Source organism: Novosphingobium pentaromativorans US6-1, from assembly GCF_000767465.1.
Lineage (GTDB): Bacteria > Pseudomonadota > Alphaproteobacteria > Sphingomonadales > Sphingomonadaceae > Novosphingobium > Novosphingobium pentaromativorans.
Genome location: NZ_CP009291.1, coordinates 1641015 through 1654636 on the forward strand (window position 1 = coordinate 1641015; position 13622 = coordinate 1654636).

At 59.8% G+C, this 13622-nt stretch carries 11 protein-coding genes; 10 read left to right on the forward strand and 1 reads right to left on the reverse strand.

Going from position 1 to position 13622, the window contains the following annotated elements; genetic code table 11:
* Positions 1–815 precede the first annotated feature (815 nt).
* The 4 genes from JI59_RS07560 to JI59_RS07575 all read left to right on the forward strand — a co-directional run bounded on the left by JI59_RS07560 (position 816) and on the right by JI59_RS07575 (position 3597).
* Positions 816–1583 carry a helix-turn-helix transcriptional regulator gene (locus JI59_RS07560; protein WP_007013363.1) on the forward strand — a complete coding sequence of 256 codons (768 nt, stop codon included), beginning with the start codon at positions 816–818 and terminating at the stop codon, positions 1581–1583.
* Between the two features lie 62 nt (positions 1584–1645).
* Positions 1646–2260 carry an acyl-homoserine-lactone synthase gene (locus JI59_RS07565; protein ID WP_038577241.1) on the forward strand — a complete coding sequence of 205 codons (615 nt, stop codon included), beginning with the start codon at positions 1646–1648 and terminating at the stop codon, positions 2258–2260.
* A gap of 16 nt (positions 2261–2276) precedes the next feature.
* Complete coding sequence (locus JI59_RS07570; RefSeq protein WP_007013361.1) at positions 2277–3230, forward strand: phytanoyl-CoA dioxygenase family protein; 954 nt, start codon at positions 2277–2279, stop codon at positions 3228–3230.
* A complete protein-coding gene (locus JI59_RS07575) occupies positions 3223–3597 on the forward strand; it encodes a helix-turn-helix domain-containing protein (RefSeq protein WP_007013360.1) in 375 nt (124 codons plus the stop codon). The genes JI59_RS07570 and JI59_RS07575 overlap by 8 nt, the downstream gene beginning before the upstream one ends.
* Positions 3598–3628: 31 nt before the next feature.
* Here the strand turns inward: JI59_RS07575 and JI59_RS07580 are convergent, their stop codons facing one another.
* Entirely contained in the window at positions 3629–4006 is a 378-nt protein-coding gene (locus JI59_RS07580; RefSeq protein ID WP_007013359.1) for a thermonuclease family protein, read from the reverse strand.
* A gap of 1294 nt (positions 4007–5300) precedes the next feature.
* On the opposite strand from JI59_RS07580, the gene JI59_RS07585 reads away from it, so the two are divergent.
* The 6 genes from JI59_RS07585 (at position 5301) to dmeF (ending at position 13101) form a co-directional block, all read left to right on the forward strand.
* Positions 5301–5612: a hypothetical protein gene (locus JI59_RS07585; RefSeq protein WP_007013358.1), complete on the forward strand. Its 312-nt coding sequence runs from the start codon at positions 5301–5303 to the stop codon at positions 5610–5612.
* A 57-nt stretch (positions 5613–5669) separates the two neighbouring features.
* Complete coding sequence (locus JI59_RS07590) at positions 5670–6905, forward strand: TolC family protein (RefSeq protein WP_007013357.1); 1236 nt, start codon at positions 5670–5672, stop codon at positions 6903–6905.
* Entirely contained in the window at positions 6902–8050 is a 1149-nt protein-coding gene (locus tag JI59_RS07595) for an efflux RND transporter periplasmic adaptor subunit (RefSeq protein WP_038575764.1), read from the forward strand. Before JI59_RS07590 ends, JI59_RS07595 begins: the two co-directional genes overlap by 4 nt.
* Positions 8043–11378, forward strand: a complete 3336-nt coding sequence (locus JI59_RS07600; RefSeq protein WP_052117856.1) for an efflux RND transporter permease subunit — start codon at positions 8043–8045, stop codon at positions 11376–11378. The genes JI59_RS07595 and JI59_RS07600 overlap by 8 nt, the downstream gene beginning before the upstream one ends.
* Positions 11378–11989 carry a cation efflux transmembrane domain-containing protein gene (locus JI59_RS07605; RefSeq protein WP_007013354.1) on the forward strand — a complete coding sequence of 204 codons (612 nt, stop codon included), beginning with the start codon at positions 11378–11380 and terminating at the stop codon, positions 11987–11989. Before JI59_RS07600 ends, JI59_RS07605 begins: the two co-directional genes overlap by 1 nt.
* Positions 11990–12138: 149 nt before the next feature.
* On the forward strand, positions 12139–13101 hold the full coding sequence (gene dmeF / locus JI59_RS07610; protein WP_038575766.1) for a CDF family Co(II)/Ni(II) efflux transporter DmeF: 963 nt from the start codon (positions 12139–12141) through the stop codon (positions 13099–13101).
* The last annotated feature ends 521 nt before the right edge of the window (positions 13102–13622 follow it).

The following is a 13622-nucleotide window of genomic DNA, read 5'->3' on the forward strand; positions in this document are numbered from 1 at the left end:
CGACATGCATGCCAGCGGCCTCGGCTGCCTTGATGGCGCGAGTAAGGTCTGACTGTTTGAAACGGGATGGTTGCGTCATCGCCGAACCTGTCTCAGTTCGAATGGCACGTTCCGTCCGCTCAGACCCCTGCTACTCCCTCCCCTTCCAACTTCGTTCTTACGGCCGACATCGAACCAAGTGCTTCGCGTGGGCTTGATGCGTGACAAGCGGAAGCCTTTGGCAAAACGCGCCCGGCATTTCGCGAATGCCGCGCCTGCCAACCGGGCCGTTCTTGATGAACTGGGTGCGGCGAGCGCATCTCCGAAAGGAAATGGTCCCGCTGGGACAGCAGTCCCCCCTACTCTCCGCAGCGCATAACAGTTGCGCCAACGATGACGTCGACGGCTGCTCGGGCCAGCAGTGTCTTGGAAGTGGATGACATCCAAGTTGCGGGTTCCTCACGGATTGCCCGGCGCGGTGTCATGAAGCACCTAAAATGTTATACGAATTTCGATGCCGATGGAATGAGCAAATCGAGCTCGCTGATCGTCATCGCTTTCAGCATATGAGAGGTTGAGATAGACTGGTTAGATCGCGTAACAAAAATGTCATGATCCGATTGACGGCCAGTAGTATATTCATGCTGTTGATCGCGATTCCAAATTCAGGATTGATTGCGGTCATGGCGATCAGGGCGCGCCCTCGATGGTTGTCCTTAGCCATATCTACAACCTGCGGGCGATCAGCCTGGCTGAATGGAAACGCTTCGAATTAGCGAAAATAGACTGGTCGCCAGCCAAACCGAATGCCTGCGCTTCAACAGGGGGAGTGCTGGATGGTTATTGGTCCAGAGCTTGTCGAATTCATGCTTAGCCTCGGGCAAGTACGCACCGATGCTGACTTCTATGATTTGTTGCTGGAAACAACCAGACGCCTCGGCTTCAAGCAGTTTGCGTTCGTCAGCCACGTGGACCTGCTAGCCGCAGCGGACGAGGCGGTTGCGATATCGAACTACCCGGATGGTTGGGTCGAACGAATTTTGGCCGAGCGCTATTATCTCGACGATCCCGTCCATGCAGCCAGCATTGGCCGCTCCACTCCCTACGCATGGCACTCCATCCAAAGGCGGGTAAGGCTGAGCAAGCGCCAGCTTTCGATCATGCAAGAGGGTGCCAGCTTCGGACTTCAGGATGGCGTGACCGTACCGGTGCATTCGCCAGGAGAATATCGGGGCACCTGCTCCTTTGCGACCTCTGAGCGCGTATCCATGACTCCTAGAATTCGAGGTGCAACGCACATAGTCGCTGGCTTTGGATTTGAGGCTGCGCGAAAGCTGGTCCGCATCCGTCTCGGTGCCGAAAAATCGACCCCGTCCTTGCCCCGACTCAGCCCGCGCGAGGTAGACTGCGTGGGCCTTGTCGCAACCGGCATGGGGGATACCCAGATCGCGCACGCATTGGGACTTTCCGAAGCGACGGTGCATCAACACGTCACCGGCGCCATGCGCAAATGCGGCGTATTCAAGCGGACCGCCTTGGTGTTCCGCGCCCTATTTGACGGACATATCTGCTTTCACAGCCTGCGCCGGACATCCTCTAAATAGAGGAATTTTCGCGAATCCCGGTTTCGCTGATCCTTTCGCCATCGCAAAAGGAGATGGCGAATATGACCCATGTCATTCAAGGCGGATGGGCGGCGGCGCAGGGGCCGCTGCTCGCTCAGATGTATCAGGAACGCAAGCGCGTATTCATCGATCTGCTGCGCTGGGATTTGCCCGCGCTCGATGGCCAATATGAAATCGACCAGTTCGACACACCCTCGACCATCTATCTCATCATCGCCGATACCGACGGCAAGCATTTGGGTTCGCTTCGGCTTCTGCCGACCACCCAGCCCCATGTTCTGGGCGATGTCTTTCCCGGCCTCTGCAACCTCGACAACCCACGCCTGCCTGATGTCTGGGAGATCTCGCGGCTGTGTTTGTCGCGCGGCATCCGTGCGGCCGAACGCCGGATTGTGCGTGACAAACTGGCAACGGCCCTGACGCTATTCGCGCGAGATAACTGTATCCGCGCTTATTGCTGTGTGGCCGACATGCCCTGGTACACGCAGATCCTCTCGTTCGGATGGCGCTGCGAACCGCTCGGACTGCCCCAGGACCTGCCTTGCGGCATGCTCGCCGCCCTGATGATCCACATCGACGACGAGACACCCCGGTTGCTGGGTGAAACCGGCATCTGGTCGGAAACGCTCGCGCCACTTGCCGCTCTCAGTCAGTGACGAAGGGGAAACTGCGATGACCGCCATTTCACTTTCCTCTCAGTGTTCAGCTCGACTGCGCGATCATGGCTATGCCATCATTGAGGATCTGGTTTCGCCGGATTTGATCGAAGCCTTGAACGCGGACTTCGAGACGCACTTTGCGGCCACCGCGTTTTCGCAAGGCAGCTTCTCCGGCCCGGCAACGCGACGCTTTGCCGGACTTCTCAAGCGATCCTACCATGTAGCACATCTCGTCGGGCACGATCTGATCCTCGCGCTTGCCAACGACCTGCTGGGCCCATGGTGCGATCATTTCTCGCTCAATCTCACGCAGGCAATCGAGCTAGCTCCAGGGGCGAGCCAGCAGGTTCCTCATCGCGACCAGGACATGTGGCCATGCAGCCGCTTCGTTGACCGCGAACGCGGCATGGAATTCCTGATCAACGTTATGTGGCCGCTGTCGGCCTTTACGCGGGATAATGGCGCAACGCTCGTCTGGCCCCGAAGCCACCGGCGGCAGGATGAACTGCTGATCGCCCCTAAGGAAGCCGTCATTGCAGAAATGGCGCCGGGCTCGGCACTCGTATTCCTGGGTTCGACGCTCCATGCGGCAGGCGCCAATCGTACCGCCCTTCCCCGCCGCGGCATTATTATCAGCTACTGCCTTGGATGGCTGAAACCTTACGAGCTCCCTTGGCTTGCATACCCGCCCGAGGTTGCGCGGCAATTCCCCAGAAGCCTTGCGCGCCTCGCAGGGTACCAAGTGCATCGCCCCAACCTCGGTACGTTCGAGGGCCGTTGCCCTTCGCTGTTGCTCGAGGACACTGCAAGGCCGAGCGGAGCGATCGATGCCCTTTTGCCCGAACAGGAAGCCCTGATTGCCGCATGGCGCCAAAGTGCTGACGCACCGGGGGGCCATTCGCTAATGCTGGCCCCGCATCTGAATTCCGGTGCGGCCTCGCTCGGGACGGAGCGACCGGGTGGATAGCCCCGGTGCGGCGAACCGGCACCTTCCCCTGTGCCGCGCGCTGATCCGCCAACGACAGCTTGTGACGGATCTTGTCGGATCGATGCTGTGCGCAAATCCAGTGTGGGACATGTTGCTTGACCTGTATGTCGCCGACCATGAAGGCAGATTGCCCTACATCTGGCCGCTCAGCGTAGCCGGTAAAGTGCCGATCTCCAGTGCCCATCGGAAGATCGATGCCATGGTCCAACATGGCCTTGTTGTTCGCGTTGTTGATGAAAGTGATCGCCGCCGGGTCGGCATTCAGCTGACTGCGGAGTTCCGCGAAAGACTTGAATTGCTCTTCGACAGGTTGATGCTGGCATTCCACGATGTCTCCTGTTCGTGACGATACCGCGATTGAAACCTCCGCGAACCCGTCATTGCCAGGGCCTCGCCAGTCCCAGTTCGACGAGATGATCGCCGACATCCCTTCCATCGACTAGAATACGGGCGAGCGTGCGACCGTATCTATCCGTTCCGCTTCGCGAAATCGCCACGTGACCGCCCTTCAGGAATGAAGCGAGTTCATCCCTACTGCGCACAGCAAGGCTATAGTCGCACCATCCTTGCCGCCGTCTGTCGGTGCATTTAGGGCTATCGGGCAGTTCCGGTGCGTCGATGTTCTCGATCCGCACGCGTTCCCCGGCGCACGTGCGGATGGTATCGCCGTCGTGTACACTGCCAATGCAAAGCGACGGAGCCGCATTCGTGCCGGCAACCCGGGCGATCCCAGGCCAGCCCGCTTCCATCCACATGCTCAGCCCCAAGCCGATGAGGCCGCCTGCGACGAGACCGAGCGCGACGATGAGAAGCCCGCCATGCCGGCTTGCGGCCCCGCGGGGAAATCTCCGCAGTTTCGGCTTGTATCCCCGGAATTGTAAGACGTTTGCCGGACGCCGTGACTGTCTCGATGATCTGCGCATCCCCTTGATATATCGTGCTCATCCGCTTTGTCATTCGTTCCCGCGCGAAGACCACTTGGCAATTCCGCAGTTTCCCGCTGATTTGCGCCTCCTTGCGAGTGACGGCTCGCCTGCATCCGGCTATTTGACCAAGTATGTCCCTGCTTTGCTATTTCGGCCGCCACAAGCCTTCAATGCACTCCATCGCGCGCGGAAAACAGGGAGGATATACGGCACTATGCGATTCGTGCGGGGTTCCTCTCGAGCGGGATGACGCAGGCTCTTGGCGCATTTCCCACCCAAGTCGCGCACCGACCTATCCGCGGCGCTGACGCGCAATTTTGACAGTCGATTTCAGCTGCACATCCAGGGCAGGCCTAACGCACAGAGGCGTTCGCGCCCACAGCTAGGCCGCAGGTCGCTTTTTGGGACTAAGCCGTCGTTCCCAAGTTCCTTGCTGAGCGTCCGGTTTTGCCAGCAGCCGACGTCCGCGGCTGCTGATGTAAACGACCGGGCCTGGTCGACTGCTGCTGCAAGCGATCGCCTTGTCGTGGGACAAACCCGCCGCTCCCGCACGGCCGGTTCAACGGCAGGTCCATCGCTAAAACCTGACACTCGCCGAACGGTTCACTGGATAAAGACTGCGGCGGCAATTGGGCCGATTGCGGTCGGACCGCTTCTTGCTAAAGGATTAGGGAATCAGACAGTGCGCGATCAGCCAAAGCCTTGCAGCGAGCGGCTCGCGTTCTTTAGTGAGCGCTCCGATCTCGCATTGATGCACGTGCGTCAGCGGACCATGCTCGATGGAGCGATCGGGCGCCTTCGGTCCCCTTCGCCGGTGCGGAACATGATGGGACGCATTGAGGCTGCCACGGAGATGTAATTATCACTTTAATCGAAAAGATCGCGAACCAAAGGCGCATGTCCTTCCCCTCGGCATTTCGAGGGAGTTCTGACCATCGATCATTTCTTTCTATCGCATACCTCAAGCCAACATGGAGCTTCCGAGACTCTATCGGCGATTGGCAAACGGGGCAGAGCCCCCTATTTGCCATCAATGATATTATCCTGCTCAGAATGAGTTAGAGCCATCCTAGCTACGTTAAAGACATCGAGGACTGGACGACTGCTGCTATTTTTTGTGGCAGTGTTCCTCTATGTGCTGCAGCCTCTCGATGCTGCCGGGCATCTCGGTGCCGAAGCTGTTGCCGCAGGGTCCAACTCTACGGCTGTCAAGATCGTCAGCAGCTTCGACGTGCTAGAAGATTCGCTCGACTACTTTCCGTCCGACAAGGGAACGAGCGAAGCGCATCAGCATCAATTCCATTTAGATCTTCGCCTCGAAGATCGCTCGCTCGCTGACGCAGATTATCGAGCGACAACGATGGTCGTCGACTTCATCGAAACATTCTTAGCCGAATCGCCGACAGGCCCTCTGCTGCGACCGCCCCGAATCTGACCTCACGCGACGCCGCGCGAAAGGCGTGGTCGACGAGGTCCAGATTCGGAGTTTCAAATGCACAAAGGCTTGGCGCGCATGGTCGCGCTCATCGCTGCGGGTTTTGCAATCACGTGGTGTGGTTACGCAAACGCGCAAACAATAACATTGGAAGAAGCACTCCAGCGCGCTGGAGCAGAGGCGCCTACCATTAGCGCGCTGGAGACCGACGTCGAGGCTGCGGAAGGATTAGAGCGTCAGGCGGCGCTCCGTCCCAATCCGGAGGTATCTCTCGACGTGGAAAACGTTGGGGGAAGTGGCGCCTTTCGAGGCTTCAATTCTACCGAAACAACGCTTGCGGCAAGCCAACGTGTCGAGCTTGGCGGTAAGCGTGGAGCCCGCATTCGCGCTGCCAGAGCCGAAACGCGCGTAGCCGAATTGCAAGCAGCCCTTGCGGTGGCGCAGCTTGGTGCAGACGTCCGGCAAAACTATGCGGCGGCAGTCAGTGCCAGGTCCAGATTGGAGCTCGCCCTCGGTGTCGTTGAACGCAACCGTGAACTGGCTCGGATTGCGCGTGAGTTGGTCGATGCAGGACGCGAACCTCCCCTTCGCGCTTTAAGGGCAGAGGCAGCGCTGGGTGAGGCCGAAGCGCGACTGCAAGAGGCAGAAGCGGCTGATCTCTCGGCAAGGATCGCCCTTGCTTCGCTGTGGGGTTCGCAATCGCCTCCCGACGCAGTTGTGCCCGAATGGCCTCAATTCCCGGGCGTCATTGCAATCGCACCTGAGAACACGATTGGCGTGCAACTCGCCGGTGCGGAAGCGGACGCCGCCAACCGGGTCATCGCGCAAGAGCGCGCCAATGCAGTCCCCGATCTATCGTTGAGCGCCGGTGTGCGGCGGTTCGAAGAAACCGGGGACCGGGCATTCGTCGCCGGAGCGTCCATCAGCATCCCGCTCGGCAATCGCAACCAAGGCGCCATCTCGGCTGCGGAGGCACGCGCACGGGGAGCGGAGTTTCGCCGCGCTGCAGCCATGGCAGAGGCTGCCAGGGAACTCGCCAGCTCCCGGGCAGAATATCAGGCCGCCGCAGCGCGGGTCGCGACCCTGGAAGAACGAAGCGTGCCACAAGCTCAAGAGGCGCTGCGTCTCGCTCAGATCGGCTATCGTAATGGAAAGTTCACACTGATCGACGTGCTCGATGCGGCAGCTACGCTCGATGACGTCCGTATCGCTCTCATCGAAGCGCACGAAGCGCAAGCAAAGACTGGCGCGAACTTGCAGCGGCTGACTGCCACCCCGGAGATCATGCCATGACACGCAGAAAAACCTTCATCGCACTGGGCGCGGTGGCCATCGCAGCGATCCTAATCTGGATTATCTGGGGTAGCGCCGGAAACGCACCCACCGACGCCCCGCCACCTTCACAGACCGCCTCTGCAAGCATTCCCTCGGAAATACGACTTACGGATGCGCAAATGCAGACGGCAGAGATCGCTCTTGCGACCGTCGAGGCAGGTGATGCCGGCGAACTGATCGTGCCGGGCACCGTTCGTGCCGCGCCCAGTGCGGTCGCGCGCCTTGATGCTCGTGCCAACGGGGTCGTCGCTCGCATCCTGAAGACACTCGGCGATCCGGTCAGGCGCGGTGAAACGGTCGCCCTGCTCGAAAGCGCCGAGGCTGCAACGCTTGCTGAACAGGTCGCATCAGCTGCCGCCCGAGCGCAGCAGGCGCGGGCTGCCTACGAGCGCGAAAAGCGCTTGTTCGAAGCGAACGTCACCGCGCGGCAGGACCTCGAAGCTGCACAAGCAGCGCTCTCCGTGGCGAGCGCGGAACTTACGCGCGCGCGTGCAGCAGTGCAGGCAGCCGGCGTTACACGCAATGGGCGCTCGATTGCGGTAACCTCGCCTGTCGGCGGCCGTGTGACCGCAGCGCCGGCGGTGCTCGGAAGCTATGTGACCGCCGGCACAGAACTGTTCCGTGTCGTTGATCCCTCAAGGCTCCAGATCGAAGCTGCACTTTCTCCCGCTGACGCTTCAAAGGTCGCGGTGGGAGACGTGGCCACGATCAGCCTTCCCGGCGGAGGACAGGTCGATGCAAGGGTTCGCTCGATCACCCCATCGGTGGATTTGCAGACTCGCGCGTCTACCGCTGTCCTTTCTCTAAGAAGTGCACCGCCAGGCCTGCAACCGGACAGCTTCGTGGAAGTCAGGCTGACGACCGAGGCCGCAAGCGGCAGCGTGCTCAGCGTGCCTGCGGACGCAGTGCAGGATTTGAATGGGCAATCGATCGTGTTCGTCAGAACCAACCGGGGTTTCCGTGTCGCCCCGGTCACGACCGGCCAGCGGTCTGCAGGCCGGGTCACAATACTTTCAGGAGTGACAAAAGGCCAGCAGATTGCCTCGCGCAATGCCTTCCTCATCAAGGCGGAAATCGCGAAGCAGGGAGAGGGCGATGAGTGAGGGAAACACCGTGCCCGAGAAGAACCATGGCCCACTTGGGTCGGTTCTTGATCTCGCCGTTCGCTTCCGTTGGGCGGTCCTTGTCGCTGTCGCTCTTGTCGCGGCGCTGGGAGCCTACAATCTGACCAAATTGCCAATCGATGCGGTGCCCGACATCACCAACAATCAGGTGCAGATCAACACAGTGGCACCGGCCCTCTCACCAGCGCAGGTGGAGAGCCAGGTCACCTTTCCAGTGGAGACAGGCCTTGCCGGTATTCCCGGGCTGGAAATGACGCGGTCCATTTCGCGCAATGGTTTCAGCCAGGTCACGGCAGTCTTCTCCGAAAGCACCGATATCTACTTCGCCCGCACACAGATTGCCGAGCGTCTCAGCGAGATTGGGGGTTCGCTTCCTCTCGGCGCTGAACCAAGCATGGGACCACTCGCCACGGGCCTAGGCGAAGTGCTGATGTGGTCGGTGTCGTTCGAACCAAAGGGTCAGACCAATGACGGCGGCACTGGCTGGCAGCCGGATGGCTCGTTTCTCACCCCCGAAGGCGAACGGCTCGACTCGAAGCAAGCGCGATTTGCCTATCTCAGATCGGTCCAGGATTGGATCATCTCGCCTGCAATGCAGCAGGTCCCGGGCGTGGCGAGCGTGGATTCGATCGGTGGCTATGAAAAGCAATTCATTGTCCAACCCGAGCCCAATCGACTGATCGCGTATGGCCTTTCCTTTCAGGACCTGTCCGATGCCCTCCAGAAAGCCAACGTCATCAAGGGAGCGAACTTCATAAATCGTGGCGGCGAAGCATTGCTGGTGCGGCAAGACGCCCGACTGGGAGGGGTCGAAGATATCAGGAACGCGGTCGTGGCGACCCGTGAGAATGTGCCTGTCCGGGTTGCCGATGTGGCTACCGTGCGGATTGGCGGCAATCTGCGCACCGGCGGAGCGTCCCTAGATGGCGAAGAGGTCGTGATCGGCACTTTGCTGATGCGGATCGGTGAAAACAGCCGCACCGTGGCTGAAGCAGGCACGACGAAGCTAAAGGCCGTTGCGCAAACCCTGCCAGCGGGGGTCACGGTCGAGCCCGTCTATAACCGTTCCTCGCTTGTTGAAAAGACCATAGCGACAGTCGAAAAAAATCTCACCGAAGGCGCGCTGCTTGTCATCGTGGTGCTGTTTCTCCTGCTGGGGAATATTCGCGCCGCGCTGATCGCGGCCCTGGTGATTCCGATTTCCATGCTGATGGCAGCCATCGGCATGAATCGGCTGGGCGTGTCGGGCAACCTGATGAGCCTGGGCGCGCTTGATTTCGGTCTCATCGTCGATGGTGCGGTAATCATCGTGGAGAACGGCATCGCTCGCCTGGCGGCCAGACAGCATGATGAGGGCAGGCTTCTGACCCTCGGTGAACGCCTTGCTGAAACACGCAAGGCCGCGCAGGAAATGATCAAGCCGACAGTATACGGTCAGGCGATCATCCTTCTGGTCTACGCGCCCTTGCTCACCTTCACCGGCGTGGAGGGAAAGACCTTTTCGCCAATGGCGATAACCGTCATGCTCGCGCTGGCCTCGGCCTTCATCCTTTCCCTCACATTCGTTCCGGCAATGATAGCCTTGCTCCTGCGCGGTCGCCTCGCCGAACGAGAGGTTCGGGTCGTTCGGGCTGCGAAAAGCCGGTATGAACCGTGGCTCAAGGCAGCGCTGTCACGTCCGCGACGGGTGATTGGCGGCGGCGTGGCGGTATTCGCGGCGGCTGCTCTCCTCTTCGGAACGCTAGGCAGTGAATTCACACCTCAGCTCGACGAAGGCGACTTCGCGATCGAAGTAGTGCGGATTCCCTCCGTTTCGGTCGAGCAGGCCATGGTGATGCAGCGCCAGGTGGAAAAGGTGCTCGGCAAATTTCCGCAGGTCAGTCACGTATTCGCGCGAACCGGGCTCGGCGAAGCGGCAACCGACGCGATGTCACCCAATGCCTCCGACACCTATATCATTATGAAACCTCGTGACGAATGGCCGGATCCCTCGCTCGACAAGACCAAGCTGGTCTCCGAGATGGAAGAAGCGCTTGAGGTCCTGCTCGGCAATACGACTGAGTTCAGTCAGCCGATCCAACTGCGTTTCAACGAGCTGATTGCGGGCGTGAAGGGCGATGTCGCGGTCAAAATCTACGGGGAGGATCTGTCACGCCTAGGCTCGGCTGCTCAGAATGTCGCAGATGTCCTTCGAGCCGTATCCGGGGCGCAGGATATCAAGGTGCAGCAGATTAGCGGGTTCCCTACGCTGGACGTCACACTCGATCGTGCCCTCATTGCCAGGTATGGGCTCAACGCCGATGATGTCTCACAGACGGTCGCCATCGCGCTCGGCGGCCAGGCTTCCGGCCTCGTTTTTCAAGGCGACCGTCGCTTCAATGTGGTCGTGCGACTGCCCGATCGTATCCGGAACGATATCGATCAGCTGAGGGCATTACCTGTGCAATTGCCAGGCAGCACCATGACTGTCCCGCTCGGGGAACTTGCCAGCTTCACAGTCACCGAAGGACCCGCTGAAGTGCGGCGGGAGAACGGCCGACGGCTGGTGGTCATTTCTGCCAATGTGCGAGGCCGTGATCTGGGTTCCTTCGTTGCCGAAGCTCAGGCCAAGGTGGAAAATCAGGTTGCCTTGCCCCCAGGCGCGTCGATTTCGTGGGGCGGACAATTCGAGAATCTCCAAGCGGCGCAGGCGCGGCTCAAGCTGATCGTCCCCGTCTGCTTCGCGCTAATTCTCCTGCTGCTCTTCTGGGCGCTTGGCGGATGGATACCCGCTTTCGCGGTATTCAGCGCAATCCCCATGGCGCTTGCTGGAGGGGTGTTCGCATTGGCTGTCAGAGGAATACCATTCTCCATCTCGGCTGCGGTGGGCTTTATTGCCCTTTCCGGAGTAGCCGTCCTCAATGGTCTCGTGATGATGACAGCTATTCGTCAGCGGCTCGACGAAGCTCTCCCGCTTGATCAAGCCATCGTCGAAGGTGCGCTGGCGCGCCTCAGGCCGGTGCTCATGACTGCGCTCGTGGCCTCACTCGGCTTCGTTCCAATGGCGCTGTCGACTGGAACAGGTGCAGAGGTGCAGCGACCTCTGGCGACCGTCGTCATCGGAGGATTGATCACTGCTACCGCGCTGACCCTGTTCGTGTTGCCCGCGATTGCTCGCCTCGTCCTCAACGAGCGAGACGAGGACGGGAGCGGTCCTTCAAGATGGCGCGAGCTCATAGACTGGCTCATGAGGACAGTGAGGCGCGGAATTGGTTCTGAAAGGCGGCAGGCCTTCATGAATAGCGAAGCGATCAGGGAAACCGACTGATGGACAAGTCCGAAAACAGCAACCTGACCACTGATCTGCGTGCTGCAGTGCGCTTCGTCGCGATCGCGAACCTTGCCTATTTCGGTATCGAGTTTGCGGTCGCCTCGACGATCGGATCGGTCTCGCTTTTCGCCGATAGCGTCGATTTTCTCGAAGACACTTCGATCAACCTGCTGATCCTGCTAGCGCTCGGATGGACGGCCGTAGCGAGAGCTCGGACAGGCAAATTTCTAGCGTTACTGATTCTGGTCCCCGGACTAGCAGCAGTCTGGACGGCTGTGGCGAAGTTCGGGGCACCGGTCACGCCGGATGCGAATCTTTTGACGATCACCGGCGCGGGTGCCCTGCTAGTAAATTTCGCATGCGCGATTCGCCTTGCTCGTCATCGCCATGGGAATGGAGGACTCACCCGCGCAGCATTCCTATCAGCCCGCAACGATGTCCTGGCCAACATAGCCATTATCGCAGCCGGCATCGTCACGGCGATTACACTCTCCTTCTGGCCTGATCTAATCGTTGGAATCGGTATCGCGTTACTGAATCTCGACGCTGCCAAAGAGGTCTGGGAGGCTTCGGATTCCGAGACCTCGGATCTCGAGGCCGAGGCTTGAACGTGCCAAGTCCAGACGCCTGTCGCGAGGGCGCCAAAGACCTGCCCTGTGCTATGTTTGATGCCTTAAAGCGAAGGCGTCAGTCTCCCTCGCAACACTGCGGTCAACTGTCGTTGACCGCCTGTCCTTCTATCCAATAGGTCGACGCCATGCATCATGATCACACCCACCCCTCCGTCCATAAGCACGATTTTCTCGGATCGTCGCACGACAGTCACGCTCGCCGAACTCGATGGGTCGTTGCGCTGACCGCAGCTATGATGGTCCTTGAGATCGCCGCAGGGCTTTGGACTGGGTCAATGGCCTTGTTGGCGGACGGCATCCACATGGCAACGCATGCGGGCGCTCTGGGTGTGGCAGCCTTCGCATACTGGTTCGCGAAACGGCATGTCGGCAATCCCCGCTTCACCTTCGGAACGGGGAAGGTCGGCGACCTCGCGGGGTTCGCGAGCGCCTTGCTTCTCGCGGTCTTCGCGATCGGTATTGCGGTCGAATCCTTTCAGCGTCTGCTCGCCCCGGCCAATATTGCCTATTCCGAGGCGATCTGGGTGGCTGTCCTCGGTTTGCTGGTCAACCTAGTCAGCGCATGGCTGCTAGGCGGAGATCATCATCACCATCATCATGGTCATGATCATTCGCACGATCGCGGCCACGCGCACTCGCATACCGACAACAATCTTCGTTCCGCTTACTTCCACGTTCTCGCCGATGCATTGACCTCCGTCATGGCGATCGTCGCGCTACTCGCCGGCCGCTATTTGGGATGGGCCTGGATGGACGCTGCCATGGGTCTCGTCGGCGCGTTCGTTATCGCTCGGTGGTCTTGCTCGTTGATGCGCGATACGGCAAGTGTCCTCATCGACGCGGAAGCTGGCCCGGATCGTCTTGCGGAAGTTCGCGAAGCGATCGAGGACGGAGATGCGGTGGTGAACGATCTCCACGTTTGGCGGGTCGGCCCCGGGCACTATGCCGTCATCGTCTCGCTGGTTGCCGATCGTCCACTTGCGCCGCAAGAATATGCCGATCGGCTGGCAATCCATGAGGAATACGCACACGTGACCATCGAGGTGCACTCCTGTGAGGGCGCGCATCGGCTGCGACACGCGGCGTGAAGTGATGCTGCGGTCTACTGCTTCCAAGTCGCTCAGCTTTTGCGCTGCTTCCGCTTAGCTCTGCGAACGACGGCTTTTAGGACCCCATTATATTAGCGGGAATGACCGAAGATGGGGCGCGTTGCTGACCGTCTTCTTTACCCTTCGCGATCGGCAGGTTTTGGTTTGATGCGACATTCAAAGCTGCTGGTGTGAGCGACTGGGTCTGGTCGGATCCGGAATCTGCCCCGCAACATCAAAATGCCTGTTCAGCCATATCAGCGCCCCCACAGCCAACGTTCCAGATCAGCCCCCTCGCCTCATATGAATCTTTGAAAAATTTGGGCTTGTCTCGATTCCGTCATCAGTCCATTCTGCAAATGTTCCCGTAAACAGAACGGGAATGGGGCGTGGAAACCCCTGCATACTTAGCTCGGCTCTCAGCTTTTGAGGCCGGGTGGCATGCGCGCATGTCCAGCCGGCTTGCCGGTAAAGGCGCATGCGCCTGTGTGTATGCCAGGTTTCCAACATCCGGCTTTGGC

Excerpts from the sequence above, each read along its gene's own strand:
- JI59_RS07605 (WP_007013354.1), top strand. The coding sequence starts at position 11,378 with ATGGACAAGTCCGAAAACAGCAACCTGACCACTGATCTGCGTGCTGCA.
- JI59_RS07560 (WP_007013363.1), top strand. The coding sequence starts at position 816 with ATGGTTATTGGTCCAGAGCTTGTCGAATTCATGCTTAGCCTCGGGCAA.
- JI59_RS07570 (WP_007013361.1), top strand. The coding sequence starts at position 2,277 with ATGACCGCCATTTCACTTTCCTCTCAGTGTTCAGCTCGACTGCGCGAT.
- JI59_RS07590 (WP_007013357.1), top strand. The coding sequence starts at position 5,670 with ATGCACAAAGGCTTGGCGCGCATGGTCGCGCTCATCGCTGCGGGTTTT.
- JI59_RS07600 (WP_052117856.1), top strand. The coding sequence starts at position 8,043 with ATGAGTGAGGGAAACACCGTGCCCGAGAAGAACCATGGCCCACTTGGG.
- dmeF (WP_038575766.1), top strand. The coding sequence starts at position 12,139 with ATGCATCATGATCACACCCACCCCTCCGTCCATAAGCACGATTTTCTC.
- JI59_RS07565 (WP_038577241.1), top strand. The coding sequence starts at position 1,646 with ATGACCCATGTCATTCAAGGCGGATGGGCGGCGGCGCAGGGGCCGCTG.
- JI59_RS07580 (WP_007013359.1), bottom strand. The coding sequence starts at position 4,006 with ATGTGGATGGAAGCGGGCTGGCCTGGGATCGCCCGGGTTGCCGGCACG.
- JI59_RS07595 (WP_038575764.1), top strand. The coding sequence starts at position 6,902 with ATGACACGCAGAAAAACCTTCATCGCACTGGGCGCGGTGGCCATCGCA.